Annotated in this window: 20 protein-coding genes; 6 read left to right on the forward strand and 14 right to left on the reverse strand. The window is 68.3% G+C overall.

Annotated features, from left to right (window positions below):
- Positions 1–27: 27 nt before the first annotated feature.
- Positions 28–2,022 (reverse strand): amylosucrase, encoded by a 1,995-nt coding sequence (locus AB4089_RS06775; RefSeq protein WP_441408533.1) that lies wholly within the window; start codon positions 2,020–2,022, stop codon positions 28–30.
- Between the two features lie 157 nt (positions 2,023–2,179).
- Here AB4089_RS06775 and AB4089_RS06780 point away from each other — a divergent pair, with 157 nt between their 5' ends.
- The gene (locus tag AB4089_RS06780) at positions 2,180–2,929 is read left to right on the forward strand and encodes an ABC transporter permease (RefSeq protein ID WP_441408534.1); all 750 of its coding nucleotides are present in this window, start codon (positions 2,180–2,182) and stop codon (positions 2,927–2,929) included.
- 23 nt (positions 2,930–2,952) lie between these two features.
- On the opposite strand, the gene AB4089_RS06785 is transcribed toward AB4089_RS06780, so the two are convergent.
- Positions 2,953–3,456, reverse strand: coding sequence for an HtaA domain-containing protein (locus AB4089_RS06785; RefSeq protein WP_441408535.1), 504 nt, complete (start codon positions 3,454–3,456; stop codon positions 2,953–2,955).
- Positions 3,457–3,690: 234 nt separating this feature from the next.
- Here AB4089_RS06785 and AB4089_RS06790 point away from each other — a divergent pair, with 234 nt between their 5' ends.
- The 3 genes from AB4089_RS06790 (at position 3,691) to AB4089_RS06800 (ending at position 6,388) form a co-directional block, all read left to right on the forward strand.
- Positions 3,691–4,626 (forward strand): S1C family serine protease, encoded by a 936-nt coding sequence (locus tag AB4089_RS06790; RefSeq protein ID WP_441408536.1) that lies wholly within the window; start codon positions 3,691–3,693, stop codon positions 4,624–4,626.
- 391 nt (positions 4,627–5,017) lie between these two features.
- The gene (locus tag AB4089_RS06795; RefSeq protein ID WP_441408537.1) at positions 5,018–5,956 is read left to right on the forward strand and encodes an AfsR/SARP family transcriptional regulator; all 939 of its coding nucleotides are present in this window, start codon (positions 5,018–5,020) and stop codon (positions 5,954–5,956) included.
- A gap of 168 nt (positions 5,957–6,124) precedes the next feature.
- Complete coding sequence (locus tag AB4089_RS06800; protein ID WP_441408538.1) at positions 6,125–6,388, forward strand: hypothetical protein; 264 nt, start codon at positions 6,125–6,127, stop codon at positions 6,386–6,388.
- 40 nt (positions 6,389–6,428) lie between these two features.
- Here the strand turns inward: AB4089_RS06800 and AB4089_RS06805 are convergent, their stop codons facing one another.
- The 11 genes from AB4089_RS06805 to AB4089_RS06855 form a co-directional block, all read right to left on the reverse strand.
- Positions 6,429–7,049 (reverse strand): L-threonylcarbamoyladenylate synthase, encoded by a 621-nt coding sequence (locus tag AB4089_RS06805; protein ID WP_441408539.1) that lies wholly within the window; start codon positions 7,047–7,049, stop codon positions 6,429–6,431.
- A gap of 92 nt (positions 7,050–7,141) precedes the next feature.
- Positions 7,142–7,861, reverse strand: coding sequence for a DUF5134 domain-containing protein (locus AB4089_RS06810; protein ID WP_441408540.1), 720 nt, complete (start codon positions 7,859–7,861; stop codon positions 7,142–7,144).
- Positions 7,862–7,885: 24 nt separating this feature from the next.
- Positions 7,886–9,013 carry an XdhC family protein gene (locus tag AB4089_RS06815; protein WP_441408541.1) on the reverse strand — a complete coding sequence of 376 codons (1,128 nt, stop codon included), beginning with the start codon at positions 9,011–9,013 and terminating at the stop codon, positions 7,886–7,888.
- 9 nt (positions 9,014–9,022) lie between these two features.
- On the reverse strand, positions 9,023–9,835 hold the full coding sequence (locus AB4089_RS06820; protein WP_441408542.1) for an SRPBCC domain-containing protein: 813 nt from the start codon (positions 9,833–9,835) through the stop codon (positions 9,023–9,025).
- Complete coding sequence (locus AB4089_RS06825; protein ID WP_441408543.1) at positions 9,825–11,111, reverse strand: vWA domain-containing protein; 1,287 nt, start codon at positions 11,109–11,111, stop codon at positions 9,825–9,827. The genes AB4089_RS06820 and AB4089_RS06825 overlap by 11 nt, the downstream gene beginning before the upstream one ends.
- A complete protein-coding gene (locus AB4089_RS06830; protein WP_441408544.1) occupies positions 11,104–12,027 on the reverse strand; it encodes an AAA family ATPase in 924 nt (307 codons plus the stop codon). The genes AB4089_RS06825 and AB4089_RS06830 overlap by 8 nt, the downstream gene beginning before the upstream one ends.
- On the reverse strand, positions 12,024–12,701 hold the full coding sequence (locus AB4089_RS06835; protein ID WP_441408545.1) for a nucleotidyltransferase family protein: 678 nt from the start codon (positions 12,699–12,701) through the stop codon (positions 12,024–12,026). Before AB4089_RS06835 ends, AB4089_RS06830 begins: the two co-directional genes overlap by 4 nt.
- Positions 12,685–13,659, reverse strand: a complete 975-nt coding sequence (locus tag AB4089_RS06840; RefSeq protein WP_441408546.1) for an XdhC family protein — start codon at positions 13,657–13,659, stop codon at positions 12,685–12,687. The genes AB4089_RS06835 and AB4089_RS06840 overlap by 17 nt, the downstream gene beginning before the upstream one ends.
- Positions 13,659–16,052, reverse strand: a complete 2,394-nt coding sequence (locus AB4089_RS06845) for an aerobic carbon-monoxide dehydrogenase large subunit (protein ID WP_441408547.1) — start codon at positions 16,050–16,052, stop codon at positions 13,659–13,661. The genes AB4089_RS06840 and AB4089_RS06845 overlap by 1 nt, the downstream gene beginning before the upstream one ends.
- Positions 16,049–16,591: a (2Fe-2S)-binding protein gene (locus AB4089_RS06850; protein WP_441408548.1), complete on the reverse strand. Its 543-nt coding sequence runs from the start codon at positions 16,589–16,591 to the stop codon at positions 16,049–16,051. The genes AB4089_RS06845 and AB4089_RS06850 overlap by 4 nt, the downstream gene beginning before the upstream one ends.
- A 5-nt stretch (positions 16,592–16,596) precedes the next feature.
- Complete coding sequence (locus AB4089_RS06855) at positions 16,597–17,475, reverse strand: FAD binding domain-containing protein (RefSeq protein WP_441408549.1); 879 nt, start codon at positions 17,473–17,475, stop codon at positions 16,597–16,599.
- A gap of 131 nt (positions 17,476–17,606) precedes the next feature.
- Between AB4089_RS06855 and AB4089_RS06860 the strand changes: the two genes are divergently transcribed.
- Positions 17,607–18,611 (forward strand): LysR family transcriptional regulator, encoded by a 1,005-nt coding sequence (locus AB4089_RS06860; RefSeq protein WP_441408683.1) that lies wholly within the window; start codon positions 17,607–17,609, stop codon positions 18,609–18,611.
- Between the two features lie 106 nt (positions 18,612–18,717).
- A complete protein-coding gene (locus tag AB4089_RS06865; protein WP_441408550.1) occupies positions 18,718–19,035 on the forward strand; it encodes a DUF6457 domain-containing protein in 318 nt (105 codons plus the stop codon).
- A gap of 259 nt (positions 19,036–19,294) precedes the next feature.
- On the opposite strand, the gene AB4089_RS06870 is transcribed toward AB4089_RS06865, so the two are convergent.
- Positions 19,295–21,643: an FdhF/YdeP family oxidoreductase gene (locus AB4089_RS06870; protein ID WP_441408551.1), complete on the reverse strand. Its 2,349-nt coding sequence runs from the start codon at positions 21,641–21,643 to the stop codon at positions 19,295–19,297.
- Positions 21,644–21,726 lie beyond the last annotated feature (83 nt).

Raw genomic sequence — 21,726 nt, forward strand, 5'->3', positions numbered from 1 at the left:
CCATGCCGCAGGGCCTCCGGCGAGGCCTCAGGGCCTGGGTGTCACCCGCAGCCAGAGGAACTGCTGGGCGTTCAGTCCGATTCCCGCGTCAAGGCGGATGCGGGTTCCCGTCAGGAGGTCCACGGCGTCGCCTTCGAAGCCGGACAGCGTCACCGCGTGCACCTCCTGCGGGCCGTCGCTGAAGTTGGCCAGCACGAGGATCAGGGTTCCGTCTCCCGGACGCTGGTACCCCACGACACCCGGATTGTTCGTGGCGAACCCGACCAGCCGGGTGCCGGCCAGTTCAGGCGTCGAGGACCTAACGGAAATCATCCGGCGCAGCCCGGCGTAGACCGCCCCGGCGGGGGTGTCCCGGTCCGCGCGCCGTGCATAGTCTGCGGCCGGATAGTGCGGCCGGTGCACCCAGCGGCTGTCAGTTCCGTGCCCTTCTTCGGCGGCGTACTGGTAGTCGTTGGACTGCCCGACTTCGTCACCGAGATACAGCAGCGGGATGCCCCCGGTGCTGAAGGCCACCGAATGGGCCAGCAGGATCCGGTTCACCGCCGCGGCTGGGTCGCCCTCCACCCCGCACAGGGACGCCGTCGTGCCGGAAATCCGGCAGTCCCCGGTACGGGGATTGTCCTGGAAGGGCACCCCGCGGGCGAAGCTTCCCGGAAACCGGTTGACGTAGAAGGAATTGAGGAACCGCCGGTGTTCGAAGGCATTGATGCCGAGCTCGGCCGCGTCCTCGTCCGCGAACGTCCAGCCGATGTCGTCGTGGCTGCGGACATAGTTCACCCAGGACGTGCCGTCCGGAATGTTGTGGCGCCGCTCCAGGGCCTGGTTGAGCAGCGCGACGTCGCGGGTGGCCAAGGCCTCCCAGATCAACGCCATCTGCAGGGGATTGTAGGAGAGCTGGCACTCGGCGGGGTCGATGTAGCGGGCCACCTCATCGGGGTGGACGATCGCCTCGGATTTGAACAGCACCGACGGCGCCGCCAGCCGGCACACGGCATTGAACGCCTGCAGCAGCGTGTGGGCTGCGGGCAGGTTCTCGCAGGGCGTGCCCAGCTCCTTCCAAATGAAGGCGACGGCGTCCATCCGGAGGATCTCCACGCCCTGGTTGGCCAGGAAGAGCATCTCGCCGGCCATGGCCCGGAAGACGGCCGGGTTGGAGTAGTTCAGGTCCCATTGGAACGTGTGGAACGTGGTCCAGACCCACCGGCCATCCGGCGTTTGGATGAAGGATCCGGGGTGGTCGTCCGGGAAGATTTCGCGCACGGTCTGCTCGTACGCGTCCGGCATGGACCGGTCCGGGAAGATCCAGTAGTAATCGCTGTACGCCGGGTCGCCCGCGGCCGCCTTCCGGGCCCAGTCGTGCTCGTCGGATGTGTGGTTGAAGATGAAATCGACCACGAGGCTGATGCCGTTGGCCCGCAGCTCAGCGGCAAGGTCGCGCAACTGCTGGATGCTGCCCAGCTGAGGGTTGACGTCCCGGTAGCTGGAGACGGCATAGCCGCCGTCGGAGTGCGGTTCGGGGGCCAGGAACAGGGGCATCAGGTGCAGATAGGTGAGGCCCAGTTCCTTGAAATAGGGGATCCGGGAGCGGACACCGTCCAGGTCCGCGGCGTAGCGGTCGACGTAGCAGACGCCGCCGAGCATGGTGTTGGCCTGGAACCAGCCGCTGCTGTGCTCGCGTTCCGCGTCGAGGCTCTTGAGCCCCGCCGGCCTCTGAACCCACGAGCGGGCGGACTCCAGCGCGAGGTTCGTCAGTTGATCCACCCAGTCCTGCCGCGTGCCGTAAAGGTCGCGGAAGAGCCGGAGCAGAACCGGGAAGTGGCGGTCGAAGCGCTCCTCGAAGGCCGCCCGGTCCGGTCCGTCCCACCCGATTTCCGTGCCCGATGCCAGGGCCCGGAGGACATGCCGGCGGACCTGCTCAACTACCTCGTCCACAACTACCTCGACCACAACTACCTCGTCCACAACTACCTCGACCACGGTCCCGTCAGCTACGCCGTCATCTATGCGGGCGGGTTCAACCATGGGGAGTCTCCTTCGACGAACTTCGGCCCCCGACGGCGCCGCGACAGTTCACATCCTTGCAGACCCAAGGACCCGTGCCCAGCGCAGAGGCGTGCTTCGGCGGGGCAAGATCTCCGGCGGAAGGGGTTGTTCGCGGGAGGGTCTATAGGCTGGCGTCATGACCGGTTCCACTGATCTCCTGCCCACCGTGCTGTGCGTCGGGCTCCTGATGGTGGTGACCGTGGCACTGCTCGCGGTTTTCCGGATCCCGCACAGAACCGCGCCGGCCCTGGCCATCCTGCGCGGAGCTGCGCAGCTGGCCGTCATCAGCCTGATTTTGGGCAGTGTCATCACCAGCCCGGTCTGGGTCGGTGCCGCACTGCTCGTGATGTTCACGGTGGCGGCCGTGACGGCGACGCGGCGCCTGGGGTGGACGTGGGGCCGCCTGGCCGTGGTGGGCGGCTCCATGGCGGCGGGCATCCTGGTGACCCTGGCGATCGTCTTCGGCACTGGCGCGATCGCCTTCGCGCCCCGCTACGCGCTGGCCATCGGAGGGATCGTGATCGGAAACGCGATGACGATCGCGACGCTGGCCGGCCGGCACTTCGCCGAGTCGGTGAATGGACACTGGGACGAAGTTGAAGCGTGGCTTGCCCTGGGTGCGACGCGGCGGCAATCGACGGTGTGGCTGGCCCGGCGCGCCGTCTATGCAGCCCTCATCCCTTCCACCGACCAGACCAAGACGACGGGCCTTGTCACCCTTCCGGGGGCGTTCGTGGGTGCGATCTTCGGCGGGCTCTCGCCGCTGGAAGCCGGCCGCTTCCAGATCGTCGTGCTGGCATCGATCATGGCGGCGGGGACCATGACCGCCGTCGCCCTGATCTGGGTCATCTCGCCGGTGAGGGTCCGTCCCGCCCGCCCACGCTAGGCCGGGCGCCAAAACGCCGCGCCTTAGGCCGGCACCCGGATGATGAGGGGGTCCATCGCCTGGCCGTCGGCGTACTGGCCGTCGAACAGGTCCGAACCCGCCGCGGACACGGCCACCTCGACGCGCTCCCAGACCAGGAAGCCGTCCATGTTGCGGGGCGCGGCAGTGCGCAGGGTGCCGACGTCCGAACGGTCCATCCCGCCGCCGTCGCCAGTGCTGATGGACAGGACTCCATGCCCGGCCGTGAACTCGACCCAGGGATCCAGCAGCCGGACGAACATCATTCCATGGTGGCCGGCAACCCGGACGTCGCCGCGGAACCGCAGCACGCCGGTGCCCGTGGCGGCATCGTATTCGGAGCCGGCGTTGGCGAAGCAGAACTCCCCGGAGGCGGTCACCGTGGCGCCGCCGGCGGCGGAAACGGCACCGTCCGGGAGTCCCGAAATGTAATCCATGAAGCTGCGCTTGATGCCCCAGGTCAGACCCGCAGGGGGCAGCGGAGCGGGGGAAGCGGACGCTGGTGTCACGTAGGTTCTCCTGGGCCGTCGGACGGATCTACATCGAGCCTAGCCGCGGATCCGGGCCCGGCTGAACTGTTGCACGGCAGCGGCTTCATCCGGCGTATTTCTCTGACGGCGTAGGCGCTCCGGGACTAGCGGCGGGGCGGCGGTGGTTGACTTGGATGAGTACCGCTTAGCAGGAGGTGCATTGTGGCCGCATCCATCAGCAGGGTCCCAGGATCCGAGGTCTCTGAAGACCCAATGGATTCTTATTCCGCGACCGTCATCCGCGTAGCCGAAGCTGTCACACAGCACGTCGCAGCGCTGGAAATGACAGGCACCGGCCGCAACGGCAGGCTGGTCCGGGTGGGGGCGGGCTCGGCCGTCCTGTTCACCACAGACGGATACCTGATCACCAACGCCCACGTGGTGGGCGGCGCCCAGTCCGGCCGCGCAGTCTTCGCCGACGGCACCACCACGGCCGTGGATGTGGTGGGCGCGGACCCTCTCTCCGACCTCGCCGTGGTCCATGGCAGGGCACCCACGGCGGCACCGGCGGAAATGGGCGACGCTGAATCCCTCCGGGTCGGCCAGCTGGTGATCGCGGTCGGCAACCCGTTGGGGCTCGCCGGTTCTGTCACGGCCGGAGTGGTCAGCGGGCTGGGCCGGTCCATTCCCGTCTGGTCCGGACGGAACCGGCGCGTGATCGAGGACGTCATCCAAACCGATGCTGCCCTCAACCCCGGCAGTTCCGGAGGTGCGCTGGCCGACGCGCACGGGCGGATCGTAGGCATCAACACGGCGGTGGCCGGAGTGGGGCTCGGCCTGGCCGTCCCTATCAACGCCACCTCCCGGCGGATCATCGGATCGCTGCTGAAGGACGGCCGGGTTCGCCGCGCCTATCTGGGCCTGGTGAACACTCCCATCCAGCTGCAGCCAAGTGCCGTTGTCCGGACGGGCCGCAGGGAGGGCCTGCTGGTAGTCGAAGTCCTCCCCGGTTCGCCCGCCGAGCGCGCCGGGCTCCGGGCCGGTGACATCCTGCTGAGGGTCGGCCAGATGTACGTGTCCAACGCCGAGAGCCTGCAGAAACTGCTGTTCGCCGAAGCGATCGGGGAACCACTGGACCTTGTGGTGCTTCGCGATGGAGCGGACCTGCGGCTGGTGGCTGTTCCGGCGGAGATGACCGACAACCAGTAGGGAAACTCCGGCCGCAGGATCCATCCGGCGGCAGGGAAAAGCCGGCGCAGAGTGGTGGTTGCCGGCGCTGGAAATGTCGCGGCGGGCACGAACTCCGGGCCGCCCCGGACTACTTGGATTCCCGATGCGTGGTGTGCGCTGAATTACTCGTTTGGCGCCACAAGTACCTGCCCGCCGCTCCACGTCCTTACTCAACGATACTGACGCCTGTACCCGTCTTTCTTTGGGCGAAAGATCGCGTAGCGGCATGCCTTGTTGCGCCCTGTCCGGCGTGTAACGGTGACATTGGAAAGCCGGAGGGAACAGTGTCTCAGTACGGCCTGGTTTCAATGTTGATCCGGCTCTTCGCAGACGATTCAGTTCGTTTTACCTGGGGAAATCGGAGAACATCGTGGATAGCCAAACGGGAACTACACCCTCCATTTCGGTCCGCTTGTTCGGATCATTCGAAGTGCGCCGGGACGGCGTGTCACTCACCGCCGCCGACATGGGGGGATGCAAGCCCCGGCACATACTGGAAATTCTTCTGCTGAACCTGGGCACGCCCGTGTCCAAGACCCGGCTGATCGATCTGCTCTGGGGAGCAGGAGCCAGCGACGGCTCGGTGGCGACACTCGAGAGCTACATCAGCGGCATCAGGCGCGCCATCCAGCCAGGGCAGACCAAGACCGGTCCGCTCCGGACGGCCAACAGTGGTTACGTCCTGGACCCCACACTCGTGGATCTGGACCTGTTCCGGTTCCGGGGGCTGGTCCGCGCGGCCGGTGAGCTGCCTGCGGTTGAGGCCTACCCGCTGATGCTCGAGGCCCTCGAGGTCTCGGCCGAGCCGCTACTCGGCTTCGAACTTGCCTCCGACTGGGCGGAAGAGGCGCGCGCACGCCACGCAGCCGAGCGGGTGGCACTGCAGATCCTCGCGGCCGAAACGGCGGCACTGCTGGACAACCCGGACGACGCCGTCAACCTGGTCCAAGCTGCCATCCGGGCCGAGCCGCTGAACGAACGGGCATGGACCGTACTGGTGACAGCCTATGAACAGGCCGGCCTGCCGGCGGAAGGACTGGCGGCGTATGACCGTTGCCGCCGGCTCTTTGACCGCGACCTTGGCTGCGCCCCGGGTCCGGCCCTGCAAGACGCTCATCTGAGGCTCCTGCGGCAGCGTGCGGAGAGCAACTCCGAACTCTCCGAGGTGCTGGCGGCGCTGCTGTATCTGGGTGAGCGGTTGAACGCGCCCAAGGGCCGGCAGTTGCCTGCCGCAGAGTCCCGGCGCATGCATGAGAATGCCGGCCGGGTCCTGGATTCCTTCCTGCAGCGCGTCAGGGCAGCGGTCTGACGAGGGGGCCCGGCTGAGCGGTCTGATCGAGGGGGTCTGACGCGGCACGGCCGGGCGAAGAGTTAGCTTCGTCACGTGGCCGGTTTTCTCGGGAAATTCGGCACTGCCGGGCCCCATACTTGGAAAGACCCTGGCGGGCTGTCCCACCGCCGGGCGTGAGGAGGGCCCATGGAAACCTTGAAGAAAGTCGTCACGAATGAGTACTTCCCGGCGGCCGCAGTGCTGTCCGGCGTCGTCCTGTTCTGGGTCCTTGGCCTGTTCGGCGGACTGTCCCTCCTGAGCACCCGCCAGTCCCCGGTGACCACTCTGACCTGGCTGATGTTCGTGTACGCCGCGGCCGTCCTGTCGCCCCTGGCCGGCCTGGTCGCCGCGATCGACCTCGTCCGCCGCTGGCTGCGGAACCGGCAGGCGCGCACCGTGGAATCCGCCTAGCACGTACCGTCGCTGAGCGGCGGCCTGTACCGCCCGTCCGCTACTCGAAACGGGAGGGGTCGCCCATACCCACCCGGACGACTTCCGCGACGCCGCTTGAATAGTCGATCACCGTTGTTGGCTCGGCACCGCAGTCGCCGGAATCGATCACGGCGTCCACTACGTGGTCCAGGCGCTCTTTGATCTCCCAGCCCTGCGTGAGAGGGTCCTCCTCATCAGGCAGCAGCAACGTGCTGGACAGCAGCGGCTCGCCGAGCTCCGCAAGGAGCGCCTGGACCACGTGGTTGTCCGGGATGCGCACGCCGACTGTTTTCTTCTTCGGGTGCAGCAGCCGCTTGGGGACTTCCCTGGTGGCGGGGAGGATAAACGTGTAGCTGCCGGGCGTGACTGCCTTGATGCTGCGGAAAACGTCGTTGTCGATCTGGACGAACTGTCCCAGCTGCGCGAAATCCTTGCAGACAAGGGTGAAGTGATGCTTGTTGTCCAGCTGCCGGATGGTGCGGATCCTGTCCAGTGCCTCCCGGCTTCCCAGCTGCGCGCCCAGCGCATAGCAGGAATCCGTGGGGTAGGCGATCAGGCCGCCTGAGCGCACGATCTCCACTGCCTGGAGGATGGAACGCGGCTGGGGGTTCTCGGGGTGCACATCGAAGTATCTCGCCATGGCATGAAGCTTACGCCGGAGGCGCACTGACCGTTGAAGCACTGACGTTGAAACACTGCACGCTGGCACCGCGCCCGCCTGCCAGCGTACGTTCAGGCGGCCAGGGCGGCAAACATGAGGGCCAGCGCGGCGGCTCCGACAACCTCGACGGCGGTGTCGGCCAAGTCCCGGAAGCCGGCGGAGCGTCGGTTCCGCAACCAGCCGCCGGGCGGGCGTATGGCCGGGCGCACCGGCGGTACTTCCGAACCGGGCCAGAGTTGCAGGAGCAGCCGGGCCGTCCACAGGACCGTGGCCAAGCCAAAGACAATGGCCAGCCCGGAAACCGCGGACGGCATCAGTGCTGGGTCCGCGCTCCAGGCCGGGTCCGGCGCCGCCAACGCAGCTGCTGCCGAACCACCGTGGTGCGGCAGCGAAATCAGCGGGCCCCGGGGCGGCGGTACCGCCGCGGACGCCGGCAGCCCCCAGAGACCCGTGGCAGCGAGCATGAAGGCCATCGCGGCCATGGCCGCGGCGTCGTAGAGGGGCTTCGCCGGACCCGACGGCGGCCACCCGTCCCGGCTGGGGGTACGGCGACGTACGGCTTGTACGACGAACCACCAGGCCCCGAGTGAGAACAGCAGCACCTGCGGCAAAACGGGCCACTGGCCGCCCGGGACCAGCATGATGGCCATGACCGCCGTCATGAGTGCGTGCAGCGCCGAGTCCACCCGCCTGGCGGGCTGTGCTGCGGCCATGCCCCGCCATGCCGAGTACAGCGTCGCCGCCAACAGCAACCCCGCCAGTGTCCAGCGCAGGGCCTCGCCCGCAATCATGGCCGGCTGATCAATTCTTCGTGCTCACAGCTGCTCGTCATGATGGATCCGTTCGACGAGTTGCCGCAGCGGTTCGCCGCTGCCGCTCCACTGCTGGGCGATGAACTCCGCGGCGATGGAGACGGCCGTTTCCTCCGGCGTGCGGGCGCCCAGATCCAGTCCTACGGGGCTGTGGAGCCTGGACATTTCGTCCTCACTGAGTCCCGCCTGGCGCAGCCGCGCGATCCTGTCCTCGTGTGTGCGCCGGGATCCCATGGCGCCGATAAAGGCCACGGGACTGCCGCGCAGGGCCACCTCGAGGACGGGGATATCGAATTTCGGGTCGTGGGTGAGGACGCAGAGCACGGACCTGGCGTCCAGCAGGCCCTGGGCGAATTGGTCGCCCAGGTACCGGTGGGGCCACGCGTTGACCACTTCGGCGGCGTCGGGGAACCGCGCGGGCGTGGCGAAAACGGGCCGCGCATCGCAGACGGTCACCCTGTACCCCAGGAACGTACCCAGGCGGGCCAGCGCCGCTGCGAAGTCGATGGCGCCGAAGACGATCATGCGCGGCGGCGGAGCGTAGCTGGTGAAGAAGACGCGCATGCCGGTATCCAGCCGCTCACCGTCAATCCCGTAGGTCAGGATGCCCGTGCGGCCGGCCGCCAGAAGGCCCTGGGTGTCATCGCCGACGGCGCGGTTGGTCCGTTCCGAACCCAGGTCACCTTCGTATCCTTCGGGCCTGACGATCAGGTGCCGCCCCACGCGGGTCGCATCCGGGTGTTCGATGACAGTGGCCACCCCCACCCGGCGCCCGGCGTCGATGTCTTGCCCGACGGCGTCGAGTTCGGCAAACCGGTGCCGGGAAACAGGTTCGACGAAGATGTCGATGATTCCGCCGCACGTCAGGCCAACCGCGTAGGCGTCGTCGTCGCTGATCCCGTAGCGGACCAGGGCAGGCTCGCCGTCGTCCTTGACCTGGGTGGCCAGCTCGTAGACGGCACCCTCGACGCAGCCGCCGGAGACGGAGCCGACGGCATCGCCGTCGGCGGTCACCAACATGGCTGCTCCGGGGAGCCTCGGCGCGGACTTGAATGTGCTGACGACGGTGGCCAGGCCCGCCGTGGCGCCATTGCGCCAGTCAGCCAACAGAGCCGCCAGGACATCGCGCATCGGTGCTCCTCAGAGCCTGCCGCACAGCCGGAGCGTCCGGAATGCCGAGCGCCGGCCGGCCCAGTAGGCGATGCACGCCACGGCGGCGAGGATGCCGAGGACTTTCACCGGGTTGGAGAGCTGATCGGCCGCGATGCCCTTGGCCAGGGTCAGGGCATCCAGGCTGCCGGCGGGTTCGGCTTCCCTCCGGGCCGCCGACGGGGCCATCTGCGGGGCAGTGCCCGGACGGTCTGTGCCCGCCGGTTCAATACCGGAAACCACAGCCGCCGCGGGGACCGGTTCCGGGACGGCCGCGGGAAGCGGCTCAGCGCCCGCCGCCGGCTCTGTGACCAGTTCTGTGACCAGTTCCGTGACGGGCTCCGGGGTTGGGGGTGCCGCCTCTGCGAGCATGGCCTGGAGGTTGTCAGCGAAGAGGGACATCATCTGCTCCGTGACGCTTCCGATCACCCCCTTTCCCATGGCCGCTGCCTTTCCTGACAGCGCGAGGTCGGCGCTGACCGTCCCCTGCGTGGCTGTACCGTCTTCGGCCAGCACCAGTGTGACGGTGGCCTCGGCGGTGCCTTGTCCGCGGGTCTCCTGGGCCTTGCCGCCAAGGACGGCACGGTGTTCGGCGGAGTTTCGTTCAATGACGGTCAGCAGGCCCTTGTACTGCATCGTGACCGGGCCCAGCTTCACGCTCATGCCCACCTGGTAGGCGTCCTCCGAGAGCTTGTTGAGGATCTTGGCGCCGGGCAGGCAACCGGCCACCTTTTCAAAGTCCATCAGTGTGTCCCACACCTGGCCTATCGGTGCGACCACCGAGAACGTGCTGTCAATTTGCATGGGCTGGTTCCTTGCCTCTCGCTCGTCGTTGTACAGCGGCTGCCGTTGGGCCGTCGCCGCGGATGGCGGCCGCCATCTCCGCCAGGGCCGTATAGCTGTGGCCGCTGACGAAGGCGTCGCAATAGGGCAGTGCTGCTGCCATGCCGCCCACGAGGGGCTGGTACTGCGGAGCGGCCTTGCGCGGATTCACCCAGACGATCCTGTGCGCGAGCCGGCGCAGGCGGACCATCTGCGCGGCGACCTGTTCAGGATCCTCGTGCGCCCAGCCGTCCGAAAACACCACCACCACTGCGCCCCGCGCCAGACCGCGGCGGCCGTGCTCGTCGACGAAGCGCCGGAGGCATTCGGCAATCCGGGTTCCGCTGGCCCAGTCCGGGGCGGAGGCAGCGGCCCCGGCCAGCGCCTGGTCCGGATCGCGCAGGGCGAGTTGCCGCGTAAGCCTGGTCAGCCGCGTGGCGAAGACGAAGGCCTCGGCCCCGGCGCCGGTCACCGCGCCCTGCAGCAGGGACACAAAGACGCGCGAGTAGGGTTCCATCGATCCGGACACGTCGCACAGCAGCACCAGTTTGCGGCGCTGTTTGCGACGGCGGGCATACAGCAGCAGCGGCGCGTCTGTTCCGGAACGCCGGGCGGCCCGCACCGTCGCCCGGACGTCCAGGCTCGCCGTGCTGTGTGCGGACGTGCGCGTGCGGCGGCTCAGGCGGAGCGGGGTGGCCAGCTGCAGCGCCGCTGCCAGCCGACGCACATCCGCGATTTCGTCGGCGGACAGCTCGGCAAAGGAGGTCTCGTGCAGGTGTTCGTCCGGGGAAACCATGGCAAGGACGGCCTCCCCGCCAGTTCGGGTGGCCTCCGACGCGCTGTCCCGGTCCGGGGAGGCCACCCGCGGCTCCTGCTGCCGGCCGGGGACCGTGTCCACCGGCCGCGTGTCCGGCGCTGCGGGCCTGCTCGACGCGCCCGGAGTGGGCGGCCTCGGCTCTGCCGGGCGGCCCGTGCTGAGCGGCCGCGCGGTGGCGGCCTTCCCGCGGAACACGGCTGCGAAGACAGCATCAAAGACGGGCAGCTGTTCCCGGGCGGACACGAGCACAACGCGGCACGTCCAGTAGAGCTGCTCAAGGTCGGTCGGCGGGATCAGGTGGAGAGCCTCGGCCAGCCGTGCCGCCCGGTCCGGCGACGTCGATAGCCCGGCCCTCCGGATCGCCGTGACGAACGCGGCGGACAAGGCGGCTGCCTCGACCCGCGGCGGCCGGTCTGCCCCGGCCCTGTTGTTCTCACCCATCGGTGCCCTCCACCACCCAGGCCGCTCCCCGGGTGCCGACGAGCTCCAGGTCATCGCGGTTCTTGATGACCGAGCCCCACGTCCGTTCGGCCGTGCCGGCGTCGATCCGTTCCACCCCCAGCACCGCCAGGGCAGAAACCCAGTCGATGGCCTCGGAGATGCCCGGCGGTTTGGCCAGGTCCAGGGTCCGAAGCCGGGTGATGACGGCCGCGGCCTGCAGGGCCAACGGGCCGCTGCTGGCAGGCACCCGGCGGCGCACGATCTCCGCGATCCGGGCCGGCCCGGGGTAGTCGATCCAGTGGTAGAGGCAGCGGCGGGTCAACGCGTCGTGAAGGTCCCGCGTCCGGTTGGAGGTCAGGATCACAATCGGGGGATGGGTGGCGCGGATGGTGCCGAGCTCGGGGATGGTGACGGCGGATTCGGCAAGGAGCTCAAACGTGAAGGCCTCGAATTCGGCGTCGGCGCGGTCGATCTCGTCCAGCAGCAGCACGGCAGGCCGCGGGCCGGGATGCTCAAGCGCCTGCAGGAGCGGCCGCCGCAGAAGGTACTGGGGGGCGAAGAGGTCGGTCTCCGTGACCTCCGCGTCGCGGACTTCAGCCAGCCGGATGCCAAGCAGTTGGCGCTGGTGGTTCCACTCGTAAAGCGCCTCGCCGGCGTCGATTCCCTCGTAGCACTGCAGCCGGTACAGCGGTGTGTCCAGGAGCCCGGCCAGGGCCTTCGCGGCCTCTGTTTTCCCGACTCCGGCCTCGCCTTCGAGCAGGATGGGCTGCGGCAGGCGGACCGCCAGGAACAGGGCCGTCGCCAACCCGACGTCGGCCAGGTAGTTCGTGCGGTCCAGCGCGGCCATCAGTGACCCGACATCCGGGACCCGGCGCAGCACGTCCTGTTCCGCTCCGGCCCGCGCCGCGGTACTCATACGGCCCCCTGCAGCCCGCCGAGGAGGCGCCTGTAATCGTCCTCCGTGTCCACGTCACGGGGGACGGGGCCGGACGTCCGGACCTCGACGACGTCGTCCGTTCGCTGTTCGAGGAGCTTCCACACGGCTTTGTCCCCGTGCAGGGCGGCCAGGTCAGGAAGCAGGCGCCGGGCAAACGCCAGCGGATGGCCCACGCCGTCGTCGTAACGGCACACCGCGATGCCGGCCGGCCTGGCGGGGACAGGCACACCGCCGGCAGACGGCGTGCCTGAACCTGGCTGCCGGAGGGCGCCAAGCACTGCCCGGACGCTCGCTGCCCGGACGCCGGGCTGATCGCCGAGCAGCAGGACAACGGCATCGGTATCCGGATGCACGGCGGCGAGCGCTGTGGCGATGGAGGACGCGCACCCGTCGCCGTAGTCCGGGTTGAGCACCACATCGCAGCCGCCGGTGTCAACCATGCGCGAAACTTCGGGCGCCGATCCGCCGAGGGCCAGCACCGTCTGGCTGAAGGCGCAGTCCCGCGCGGTCGCCAGGACGGCATCGAGCAGGACTCCCGTACCGTAGGGCAGGAGCTGCTTGGGCCGGCCCAGGCGCCGGGAGGCTCCCGCAGCCAGGATGATCCCTGCGGTCCGGGGTGAGGGCCCCGCCACCGGTTCAGCTCGCGACGGCATAGCGCTCCGGATCCTTGCGGAAAGCGGCCCGGCAGCCGGGGGAGCAGAAGTAGAGCGTGGCGCCGTCGTGGACCAGATGCAGGGACGACTCCAGGGCCTGGACGGACATGCCGCACACCGGGTCGACCGCGCTCGCCGGACCGGGTTCCGAGGCCGTGGACGCGGTGTCCGCCGCGGCCGCGGCCGCGGCTGCGGCAACGGTCGCGTGCTGTGCAGGGGGCGGACCAGCGCGCCGCGCCTTGGACCGTTCCCCCACCAGCTGGGCCAGGATTGACAGCGCGATCTCCCCGGGCGTCCGGGCGCCGAGCTGCAGCCCGGCCGGCGTGAAGACCCGTCGCCGCGCCGCGTCGTCGACGTCGAGGGACTCCAGGACGGCCGCGCCCCGGGTTTCACTGGCCACGAGGGCAACGTAGGGGACACCCGCGCGCAGGCCAGCTTCCAGGGCACCTTCCTCCGCCTTTCCGTGCGAGGCGACAATCAACGCAGCGTCATCGCCGCGGGGGTCGGCGCCCTCGCCGTCCGTGAGTTCGACTTCCAGACCGACGCCCGAGCCGAGCGTCGCCAGGGCCTGGGCCACCGGCGTCGTGCCCACCACCAGGACCCGGGGCGCCGGGATCCGCGGCTGGAGGAAAATCTCGATCGCCCCACCGCTGAGGCACGGGTTTGTGACCTCGACGGCGCCTTCCTCGACCATGCGGGACGGTTCGCCGGGCAGGACCCGCAGCAGGAGCGGTTCCTGGGTAGCCAGCACCTGCAGGCTGTACTCCCGCACCGAGGCCTCCACACAGTTCCCGCCCACGAAGCCCTGGATCTCCCCCGAGGGCAGCACCAGGGCAGTGTCTCCGGCATGGGCGCTCGTGGGACGCTGGGCGCGGACCACCGTGGCGTGGACGAACGGCTCGCGGCGGCTGGTGAGTTCATCCGCCCGGGCGGCCAGGGATACTGCTGGTGTGGTCATCAGATCGGCGGCCTGGCGTTGCCCTGCATGGCGGCCCAGACGCGGGCGGGCGTGCACGGCATGTCCATATGCGTGACGCCGAACGGCGCCAGGGCATCGACGACGGCGTTAACGATCGCCGGCGGGGAGCCGACGGTCGCGGACTCGCCGATGCCTTTCGCCCCGATCGGGTGGTGCGGGGACGGGGTGACGGTGAATCCGGTCTCCCAGTCCGGCACCTCCATGGCCGTGGGGATCAGGTAGTCCATGAAGGACCCGCCCAGGTTGTTTCCGGCCTCGTCGAACTCGATGATCTCCATCAGGGCCATGCCGACGCCGTCCGTCAGGCCGCCGTGCACCTGGCCTTCGATGATCATCGGGTTGATCCGGGTGCCGCAGTCATCCACAGCGATGAAGCGCCGCACCTTGACCTGCCCTGTGCCGGGGTCGACGTCGACGACGCAGATGTAGGCTCCGAACGGGAAGGTGAGGTTGGGCGGGTCGTACGTGACTTCGGCGTCCAGGTTGCCGTCCACGCCCTCGGGCAGGGCAACGGTGCCGTGGGCGCCCATGGCGATCTCGGCGATGGTCTTGCCGACGCTGGGGTCGCCCTTGACGAACCAGCGGCCCTTTTCCCACTCGAGGTCCTCGGGGCGGGTCTCGAGCATGGCCCCGGCGATCAGTTTCGCCTTCTCGCGCACCTTGCGTGCAACAAGGGCCACGGCGCCGCCGCTGACCGGCGTCGACCGGCTGCCGTACGTGCCCAGGCCGAACGGGGTCTGGTCGGTGTCCCCGTGCACCACCTCGATGTCCTCCGGCGGGATGCCGAGTTCCTCTGCCACGATCTGGGCGAAGGTGGTCTCGTGGCCCTGGCCCTGGCTCTGCACAGAGATGCGGACCACGGCCTTGCCGGTGGGGTGGATGCGCAGCTCGGCGCCGTCGGCCATGCCCAGGCCAACAATGTCGAAGTGCTTCCGCGGGCCGGCTCCCACGACTTCCGTGAAGAAGGCCACGCCGATGCCCATGAGTTCCCCGCGTTCGCGCTTTTCGGCCTGCTCGCGGCGGAGGTCCTCGTACCCGGCCAGTTGCATCGAGAGGCGCATGGCGGCCTCGTAGTCGCCCGAGTCGTAGACCCAGCCGGTCTTGTTGGCATAGGGGAACTGCTCCGGCTTGATGAAGTTCTTCAGCCGCAGCTCCGCCGGGTCCATGTCCAGCTTGCGGGCCAGGACGTCCACCATCCGCTCCACGAGGTAGACGGCCTCGGTGACGCGGAAGGAGCACGCGTAGGCGACGCCGCCGGGCGCCTTGTTGGTGTAGACGCCGGTGACGGAGCAGTGGGCGGCCTTGAGGTCGTAGCTGCCGGTGAAGATGGAGAAGAATCCGGCCGGGTTTTTGGTGGGCTGCGCCGTGGCGTTGAACGCGCCGTGGTCGGCCAGCACATGCGTGCGCAGGGCAAGGATCTTGCCGTCCTTGGTCGCCGCGATTTCGCCCTGCATGATGTAGTCCCGGGCGAATGAGGTCGACATCAGGTTCTCGGAGCGGTCCTCCACCCATTTGACCGGGCGGCCGGAGACGATCGAGCCGACGACGGCGAGGATGTAGCCGGGATAGATTCCGACCTTGTTGCCGAAGCCGCCGCCGATATCAGGGGAGACGATCCGGATCTTGTGCTCGGGGATGCCGGCCACGATCGCGAACAGGGTCCGGTGCGCGTGCGGGGCCTGGGTGGTCTCGTAGAGGGTCAGCTTGCCGCTGACGGCGTCGAAATCCGCGACGGCGCCGCATGTCTCCATCGGTGCGGGGTGGACCCGCGGGTACACCACCTCCTGGCTGACCACAACGTCTGCGGAGGCGAACACCGCATCGGTCTCGGCCTTGTCACCGATCTCCCAGTCGAAGATCCGGTTGTCCGTCCGGCCCTCGATTTCGTCCCGGATCACCGGGGCGTCGGCATCGAGCGCCTTGCGGGCGTCCACCAGCGGGGGAAGCACATTGTATTCGACGTCGATCAGCTCCAGGGCGTCCCGGGCCGCGTAACGGTCCTCGGCCACGACGAACGCGACTTCCTGCCCCTGGAACCGGACCTTGTCGGTGACCAGCACGGCCTGGACGTCGGCGGAGAGCGTCGGCGCCCACGCGAGCTTCAAGCCCAGGAGGTCCTTGCCGGTGATGACTGCCACCACTTTCGGATGCGCCAGGGCGTTGGTGGTATCGATGGACACGAGCCGGGCGTGCGCCACGGGAGCGCGCAGGATGGCGCCGTGCAGCATCCCGGGCAGCACGATGTCATCCAGGTAGTGGCCCTGGCCGCGCACAAAGCGCGGGTCTTCCTTCCGCTGAATACGGCCGTAACCGATCGGGCGGTCCTCGTCGCCGGCGGCCGGGTTTGACGGCCGGTCATGGATGACGGTCATGCCTTCACCTCCGCGTCTGTTTCCGCTGTCTCTGTGGCGACATCCGGGACGGCCGTGTCGGTACCGTCCAGGCCGGTGCCGGCAGAATGGGCGGCGGCCCACTGCACCGACCGGACGATCGTGGCGTAGCCGGTGCACCGGCAGATCTGCCCGGATATCGCCTGCCGGATCTCGGCGTCGTCCGGGTGTGGGTTCTTGTCCAGGAGCGCGCGGGCCGTGAGCATCATCCCCGGTGTGCAGAAGCCGCACTGCAGCCCGTGCTCCTCCATGAAGCCCTGCTGGACGGGGTCGAGGGTGCCGCCGGTGGCCAGGCCCTCGACCGTGCGGATGTCGTGCCCCGCGGCCATGGCGGCCAGAACGGTGCAGGACTTTACGGGCTGGCCGTCCATCAGGACCACACACGTCCCGCAGTTGCTGGTGTCGCATCCCCAGTGCGTACCGGTGAGGCCCAGGACCTCACGGATGTAGTGGACCAGGAGCACCCGCGGCTCGATCTCGCTCGTGACGTCGGTGCCGTTAACGGTCATGCTGATCTGCATCGGCTTCAGCCTTCCTGCATCTGGGCGGCGCGGGCACAGGCCCGCCGCAGCACCCTTCGGGTGAGCTCATCGGCAAGATGCCGTTTGTAGTCGACCGGGCCGCGCTGGTCCGCTACCGGGTCGCAGGCCGCAGCCGCCAGTCTGCCGGCCTCGGCGAACAGTTCCTCGGCGGGACGCTTGCCGCGGAGCAGGGCGGCCGCCTCGGCCAGTGGGTGGTCAAGGCCCAGCGCGGTCAGCCCGACGGCGGCGTCGTCGACGGTTCCGTCCGCGGCGAGGGAGACGGCGGCGCCGGCGGCCCCGACCGCCCAGTCCCCGACCCGGCGCTCGACCTTTTCATAGGCGCTGCCCGTGCGGGGGCGGATGCCGAACCTGAGTTCGCACAGGAGCTCATCCTGCCCCACAGCAGTCTCGTACGGTCCGCGGTGGAACTCGGCCATGGACAGGATCCGCTCGCCGCGTGGCCCGCGGATCACAGCCTCGGCACCCAGGACATCACACACGGTGGAGAGGTCTTCGGCGGGGTCAGCCTGGCAGAGCGAGCCGCCGATGGTGCCGCGGTTGCGCACCACGGGGTCGGCGATCACCAGCTCGGCGTCCCGCACAATAGGGAACAGGCCGGCGACCTCGTCTGATTCCAGCAAGGTGGTGTGGCGGGTCATGGCACCGATGCGCAGCTTGTTGCCGTCCCGGAGGATGAAGTCCAGCTCGTAGAGGTCATTGATGTCGATCAGCCACTCGGGCCGGGACAGGCGCAGCTTCATCATCGGCAAGAGGCTGTGGCCGCCGGCCACCACCCGGGATTCCGGGCCATACCGGGCCAGGAGCTCCAAGGCGTTGTCCACAGTAGTGGCGCGTACGTAGTCAAATGGAGCCGGAATCTGCATTGTCCCTACCTCACTCCGATTGGCCGGCGGCGTGATGGTGCGGCTGCATGGCGCCGGATTGAGGTCAGTCTTGCCCCGGCACGACGACACTGTCAATATCGTGATAAGCGAAAGGTTATGAAGCCGTGGCGATGACATTGGGACAGTTGCGAACGTTCGCCCTGGTGGCCAAGCTGGGCTCTCTTCACGCGGCCGCAGCCCACCTCGGAGTCAGCGAACCGGCCGTTTCGACGGCCCTGGCCGCGCTCAGGCAGGATCTGGGAGATCCGCTCTTTGTGCGGGCCCATGGCGGGATAGCGCTGACCCCCGGCGGCCGGGCCCTCGCCGAACATGCCCAGGACATCGTGGGGCTGGCGGACCGGGCGCGCTGGGAGGTGGCGCATGCGCAGACCGAGACCGGGCGCCTGAAGATCGTGGCGACGGCGCCGTTTGCCGAGCACGCGGCCGGGCGCCTACTGGACCTCTTCACCCGGCGCGTTCCCGGCGCCTCCGTCGATGTGGTGGTGGAAGAGGCGGAGGATGTTGCATCGCTGCTGCTGGAACGCGTCTATGACGTCGCTTTGGGCGCCCGGCCCGCTGCCGCCAACAGCGCCCTTCCCAACGGGACTCCTCCCAACGTTACTGGCGACGTCGGACTCGACTCCGTTCCGTTCCTGCGATACCAGCGGATCGTCGTGGCGGCGGCCAGTCATCCCCTCGCATCGCTCCACGGACCAGTGGCGCTCGCCGACCTGCTGCGCAGGCCGTGGTTCGCCGGCGCCGCAGGCATCCAGGCGGCGAGCGAGGAGGGCCGCTGGCTGGCTTCCCAGGCAGTGGCGCCGGAGATCATTCGGCTCAGCAGCGAAACCGAGGCGCTCGCCGCCGTCAGGGCGGGCGAGGGAACCATGCTGGCGCTGGGCCACATAGTCCGGGCCGAAATCCGCAGCGGCGCCCTGGTCCGTGTCCCGGTGGCCGGAACGCCGATCTCCGGCCTCTGGTGGGCCAGCACCCTGGACCGCCGCCGTGCCACCACCATGGCACGGACCCTGCAAAGGTTTGCCGGCACCGCCGACGCCACCGCGGCCATGGTTGCCCCCGGCGGTTCACGGGGATTGGAACGGCGGGGGTCCAAGTTCCACGTCGCGCTCTGGAGCTGAGGCGCCTGGGGCGGTCTATCGTTGCGCGACGCCGGGGCAGATGCTACCCCTTGAAGGTCAGACGATCCGTACCCCGTGAGTTCGAAGCCCGTGAGAAGGAGTAGCCATGACGTTGTCCCGAGACGAAGACAGTTCGCTGCGGCATTGGAGCAGCCGGCTCATCCAGGCCCTGCAGATCCTCGACCTCGACGTCGACCACGAGAAGATCGTCCAGGTCGCGGACGAGTCCGTCAAGGCTGTGGGGCCGCACGCAGATGCCATCAGCGCATTCATTGTGGGCTACGCGGCGGGAACTGCCTCCACCAAGGGCCGCCACGGCTCCAAGGAAGCCGCCCACGCCGCGTCCAACAAAGTCATTGAACTCTGCGAACACGGCGAGTCCGGCGGCCCGGACGAGGAAGGCTGGGCCAAGAGGGCGCAGTAAGAGAGGTCACGCCTCGGGACATGCTCGGTGCCGCACGGGACATGCTCATTGGTGGGGCTCAGGGATGGGCCTGATGGTGCTATGTCCAGTGGCCGAGGCCGGGGCGGGGCATGTCCCTGTTGGGTGGTTCGGTGCCGCACGGGACATGCTCATTGGTGGGGCTCAGGGATGGGCCTGATGGTGCTTTGTCCGGTGTTCGTGGCCGGGGCGGGGCATGTCCGCTGGGCATGTCCCGTGGCCCCGGCCTGCGCAAACCTGATTAGGGCGAGGCCACCCCGGCAGAGGCTGTCGCCGCGCCCTCCGGTGTCTGGTCCAGGCTCGGTTCGAACCGGACGATCACCGCCTTCGACACTGGCGTGTTGCTGCCCTCGGCCGTGTGGTTCAGCGGCACTAGCACGTTGGCCTCGGGGTAGTAGGCGGCCGCGCAGCCGCGCGCCGTCGGGTACGACACCACACGGAACTTGCGGACCACGCGTTCCTCGCCGTCGTCGTACACGCCGCGGATGTCCACGAACTGCCCGTCCGCAAGGCCGAGCTCGGCGATGTCGTCCGGGTTCACGAACACCACATGCCGGCCCTTCTTGATACCCCGGTAACGGTCGTTGTGCGAATAGATGGTGGTGTTGAACTGGTCGTGGGAGCGCATGCTCTGCAGGATCAGGGTGCCCTGCGGCCGGCCGATAAGTTCGAGGTCATTGACCGTCAGCACGGCCTTGCCCGTGGGCGTCGGGAAGGTGCGGGAATCGCGGGGACCGTGCGCGAGGACAAACCCGCCTTCCTGCCGGATCCGCTGGTTGTAGTCCTTGCAGCCGCCCACGACCCGCGAAATGTGGTCGCGGATCAGGTCGTAGTTCTTCTCATAGCCATCCCAGTCTGCCCTGATCTTGTCGCCCACCAGGAGTTTGCCCAGCCGGCTGACGATGGCCGGCTCTGAGAGCAGATGATGGGACACCGGTTCAACGCTGCCCCAGGACGGGTGCACGGCGCAGACAGTATCTTCCACGGAGACGAACTGGGGTCCGGATTCCTGGATGTCGATCTCGGTCCGGCCCATCGTGGGGAGGATCAGCGCCTCACGGCCCGTTACGGTGTGCGAGCGGTTCAGTTTCGTGGAGATCTGGACCGACATCTCTGTGTTGTCCATGGCCGCCATGGCGGCATTTGTGTCCGAGATGGCTCCCACCAGGTTGCCGCCCAGGGCGAGGAAAACCTTGATCTCGCCCGTGCGCATCTTGTTGATGGTTTCGACGGCGTCCGTGCCGTGTTCCCGCGGCGGCTCGAAGTCGAACTCCTTGCCGAGGGCTTCCATGAAGGATTGCGGCATCTGCTCCCAGATGCCCATGGTGCGGTCGCCCTGCACGTTGCTGTGGCCGCGGATGGGGGAGGCGCCGGCGCCCCGCTTGCCGATATTGCCGCGCAGCAGGAGGAGGTTGATGATCTCCTTGATGGTGGCAACACCCTTCTTCTGCTGGGTGATGCCCATGGCCCAGGTGATGATGACTCTCTCGGCCTTGAGGTACCGGGCAGCGAGTTCGTCGATGTCCTCGCTGCGCAGACCCGTGGCCTCGAGCACGGCTCCCTCATCCAGTCGGGCCAGGTGCTCCTTGAGCTCCTCGAGTCCCTCGCAGTGTTCGGCCAGGAAGGCGTGGTCCAGGACCGTTCCGGGATTCTTGGCCTCGGCGTCGAGGACGCGCTTGGACACTGCCTGCAGCAGCGCCATGTCGCCTCCGATCCTGATCTGGAGGAACTGGTCCGCGATCTGGGTGCCGTGGCCGATCACGCCCTTGACCTCCTGCGGGTTCTTGTAGCGCCGCAGACCGGCCTCGGGAAGGGGGTTCACGGCCACGATCTCGCCGCCGCGGTTCTTGCACGCCTCGAGTTCGGTCATCATCCGCGGGTGGTTGGTGCCCGGGTTCTGGCCCATGACGATGATCAGGTCGGCTTCGGCGTAGTCGTCGAAGCTGACTGTGGCCTTGCCGATGCCGATGGTCTGGCCCATGGCCCAGCCCGAGGATTCGTGGCACATATTGGAGCAGTCCGGCAGGTTGTTGGTGCCATAGCCGCGGACCAGCAACTGGAAGAGGAAAGCCGCCTCGTTCGACGTCCGGCCGCTCGTGTAGAACGCCGCCTGGTCGGGGGAATCCAGCCCCTTGAGTTTGTCGGCCACAAGCCGGAGCGCCTCGTCCCAGCTGACCGCCCTGTAGTGGTCCTCGCCAGCGGGCTTGTAAACCGGTTCCGTCAGCCGGCCCTGCATGCCAAGCCAGTACTCGGACCGGCTCCGCAGTTCGCTGACGGAGTTCTCGGCCCAGAAGCTCTCGGGGACCACCACCGGCGTGGCCTCCCAGGTCACGGCCTTGGCCCCGTTCTCGCAGAATTCGAAGGCTTTGCGGTGGTGCGGATCAGGCCACGCGCAGCTCGGGCAGTCGAATCCGTCCTTCTGGTTCATGGCCATGACGGTCTTGCGGGTCCGGTTCAGCCCCATCTGCTCGATGGCCGGCTTCATGGAGTGGTACACGCCCGGGACACCGGCGGCCCAGCTCTTTGGCCCGTCCCCGACAACCAGTTCTTTCTCGGACGGTTCCTCGATCTGAGGGGTCTTGCGAGTCACGTGAACTTCCCTTCTGCAACTACCGTCCGGGTTTGGACGGCGCGTTGATCTGCCACTTTGCAGCTTACTGTCAGGCCTATCAG

The organism is Arthrobacter sp. 2MCAF15 (assembly GCF_052115605.1).
GTDB lineage: Bacteria > Actinomycetota > Actinomycetes > Actinomycetales > Micrococcaceae > Arthrobacter.

Coding starts and splice junctions, on each gene's coding strand:
- AB4089_RS06775 (WP_441408533.1), bottom strand. CDS start 2,022: ATGGTTGAACCCGCCCGCATAGATGACGGCGTAGCTGACGGGACCGTG.
- AB4089_RS06780 (WP_441408534.1), top strand. CDS start 2,180: ATGACCGGTTCCACTGATCTCCTGCCCACCGTGCTGTGCGTCGGGCTC.
- AB4089_RS06790 (WP_441408536.1), top strand. CDS start 3,691: ATGGATTCTTATTCCGCGACCGTCATCCGCGTAGCCGAAGCTGTCACA.
- AB4089_RS06800 (WP_441408538.1), top strand. CDS start 6,125: ATGGAAACCTTGAAGAAAGTCGTCACGAATGAGTACTTCCCGGCGGCC.
- AB4089_RS06805 (WP_441408539.1), bottom strand. CDS start 7,049: ATGGCGAGATACTTCGATGTGCACCCCGAGAACCCCCAGCCGCGTTCC.
- AB4089_RS06810 (WP_441408540.1), bottom strand. CDS start 7,861: ATGATTGCGGGCGAGGCCCTGCGCTGGACACTGGCGGGGTTGCTGTTG.
- AB4089_RS06815 (WP_441408541.1), bottom strand. CDS start 9,013: ATGCGCGATGTCCTGGCGGCTCTGTTGGCTGACTGGCGCAATGGCGCC.
- AB4089_RS06820 (WP_441408542.1), bottom strand. CDS start 9,835: ATGCAAATTGACAGCACGTTCTCGGTGGTCGCACCGATAGGCCAGGTG.
- AB4089_RS06825 (WP_441408543.1), bottom strand. CDS start 11,111: ATGGGTGAGAACAACAGGGCCGGGGCAGACCGGCCGCCGCGGGTCGAG.
- AB4089_RS06830 (WP_441408544.1), bottom strand. CDS start 12,027: ATGAGTACCGCGGCGCGGGCCGGAGCGGAACAGGACGTGCTGCGCCGG.
- AB4089_RS06835 (WP_441408545.1), bottom strand. CDS start 12,701: ATGCCGTCGCGAGCTGAACCGGTGGCGGGGCCCTCACCCCGGACCGCA.
- AB4089_RS06840 (WP_441408546.1), bottom strand. CDS start 13,659: ATGACCACACCAGCAGTATCCCTGGCCGCCCGGGCGGATGAACTCACC.
- AB4089_RS06845 (WP_441408547.1), bottom strand. CDS start 16,052: ATGACCGTCATCCATGACCGGCCGTCAAACCCGGCCGCCGGCGACGAG.
- AB4089_RS06850 (WP_441408548.1), bottom strand. CDS start 16,591: ATGCAGATCAGCATGACCGTTAACGGCACCGACGTCACGAGCGAGATC.
- AB4089_RS06855 (WP_441408549.1), bottom strand. CDS start 17,475: ATGCAGATTCCGGCTCCATTTGACTACGTACGCGCCACTACTGTGGAC.
- AB4089_RS06860 (WP_441408683.1), top strand. CDS start 17,607: ATGACATTGGGACAGTTGCGAACGTTCGCCCTGGTGGCCAAGCTGGGC.
- AB4089_RS06865 (WP_441408550.1), top strand. CDS start 18,718: ATGACGTTGTCCCGAGACGAAGACAGTTCGCTGCGGCATTGGAGCAGC.